Annotated in this window: 1 protein-coding gene; it reads right to left on the bottom strand. The window is 32.5% G+C overall.

The window, feature by feature from the left end; genetic code table 4:
• Nucleotides 1-2,445: type I restriction-modification system subunit M (locus OF365_RS03125; protein ID WP_263818159.1), on the bottom strand; the 2,445-nt coding region annotated here is incomplete at both ends.

Below are 2,445 nucleotides of genomic sequence, written 5' to 3'. Positions count from 1 at the left end.
ATCAATTAATTCATTAATCGCTTTTAAATCATATTCATCTGCTTTTAAATCTTTTAACATATTTGCTAACTCAATTTCACTAGCTCTTAATTCATTGTTAATTTGAGCTAGTGTTTGCGCATATTTTTTTGCTAATTTTTCTAATTTAGCAATTTGTTCATTAATAATATCATGACCCTTGTCTAAAATGGATTGAGATAAATTAGCACTTCACTTGATGTGTAATAAATCAATGAATTGACTTGGTGTTATTTTTTTAATTATTTGGGTTAAAGTAGTATCAAAAGCTGTTTGTTGTTTTTTAAACTCCTCTTTAGCGTTTTTTAAATTTAATTTTAGTGCACTCAACTCTGTTAATTGCTCATCATCTAAATTCTCTTCAGCTTCCTTATCAGGTGCAATTTCTTTAATCGCACTTGTGTATTCATCAATACTTACTTGCAAGTCTTGTATATGGGCAAACTCGGAGGCTAAAAAGGTTTCTTCTATCGTTTTTGTTTTGGCAAACAAGCTAGCAAATCATTCGGTGTTAAAATTTTCCATATTAGCTAGAATTTGGTACAAATCAGCTTTAATTGTTTTAAAAGATGCAATGGCTTCTTGGTATAATTCGTATTTGTCTAATAAGCTAATTTGTGCAATGTTTTCAAAAAAGAAATTATCAAAAACTTCTTCTAATTCCTCGACTTGGATGTTTTTAATTTGTTCAAAATTACCAAGATTTATTTTAATAAAATCCCGCAGTTTATTGACTACTTGGTTGTATTGAGCAAAGTAGTTTTGGGTGTCTTTGTGGTTTAAAATACTTTCGCTGATCAATTCAGGTTGTTTAAACGTACTATAATCAGGATTGATAGGTGTTAATAATAAATTTTTTATATTTGGTAAAGCTGTTCATAAATCATCAAAAGCCTTTAGTTCACTATTGGGAATACCCCCATATAATGAGGCATAAAGATCATGGTAGTCAGTTTTTTCAAAACTATCAATATAACGGGAAATGTTTAAATTAAAATCGTTGGCTTGAATTTCGTCAAAATGGACAAGTCGGGCAAATTTATCAACATCGGTTTTATTTGTGTATGCATCCACAACTTTGCGGATATGTGATACTTCCATCCGGTTTGTTGCCCCGGCTTTATTAAACAATTTAGAAGCATCAATAAATTGAATATCCCGGTTAGGTTTGTTTTTTCTTAAAACCATAATAATGGTAGCAATCCCTGTACGGAAAAAGATTCCAGCAGGTAAACCAATCACGGTATCAATATATCCTTTTTCGATTAATTTTTGACGAATTAACCCTTCGCTACCCCCTCGAAACAATACCCCGTGGGGTAATACAATAGTCATAATCCCATCCTCTTTTAAGTGGTATAAACTATGTAATAAAAAAGCGTAATCGGCTTTGGATTTAGGAGCTAGGCCATATTCAATAAACCGGGGGTCACCTTGGGCTTCATCCGCATCTCATTTTAAAGAATATGGCGGGTTTGAGACCACAGCATCGACCGCTCGTAATTCGTATGTTGATTCATCACTGGCGTTAGTAAAGAATGGTCAATCACGTTTTAAAGTATCCCCGTTACGGACGTTTATGTCAATACTACTAATACCGTGCATTATTAAGTTCATTCGAGTAATGGTGTAGGTTGAACTGACTTTTTCTTGGGCATAATAGGTCACATTATTTTGTTTTTTTGAGTACTTAGCAAACATATCACCAATCGTAATTAAAAGTGATCCCGAACCCGAAGTCGGGTCGTAAACAGCAATGTTTTCGCGATCTTTTAAATGGCGGGCTACAATTTCTGACATTAACTGTGAAACCTCATGGGGCGTATAGTATTCTCCACCTTTTTTACCAGCTTCCCCCGCAAATTGTTCAACCATGTATTGATAAACAAAACCCAAGACATCAAAGTCTTGTTTACCTGTAGGGATATCTTTAATCACGTTTAAAATCTTTTTTAAATTCTCACTTTGGGTTCTTGGGTTTTGGCCTAATTTATTAAGTTCGGATTCATAAACATTAAAAACACCCTCGAATAAAATACGGATGCTTTCATTACTAGATAAATGGTTATTAAAAGATTTAATCGATTCACTAATTAATTCCACATCGAATTTCGTTTCTTCGTGGATTCAATTATCAAATAAATATTTGGGTTGAATATAAAAACCCAAACTATTTTTGGCACCTTCAATTAATTCTTCTAATGAATCATGACTAATTTCTAATTGATCAATAACCTCGGTGTCAGGGTTAATATAAGCAGAGTCAATTAATTGGATTTGTTCAAAAGTTAAGGGTTCATTTATTCAACAAATTTCTTTATTGAAATACTCAACTTGTTTTTGGGATAAGAATTTGTAAAAAAGCATAGCTAACAAAAAGTTTTTATGATCATTTTGTTCTAGTGAACCACGCATATTAACAGCAGA

The sequence above is a fragment of the Ureaplasma zalophigenitalium genome (genome assembly GCF_025780055.1).
GTDB lineage: Bacteria > Bacillota_I > Bacilli_A > Mycoplasmatales > Mycoplasmoidaceae > Ureaplasma > Ureaplasma zalophigenitalium.
This window is presented reverse-complemented; position numbering and strand designations above follow the sequence as displayed.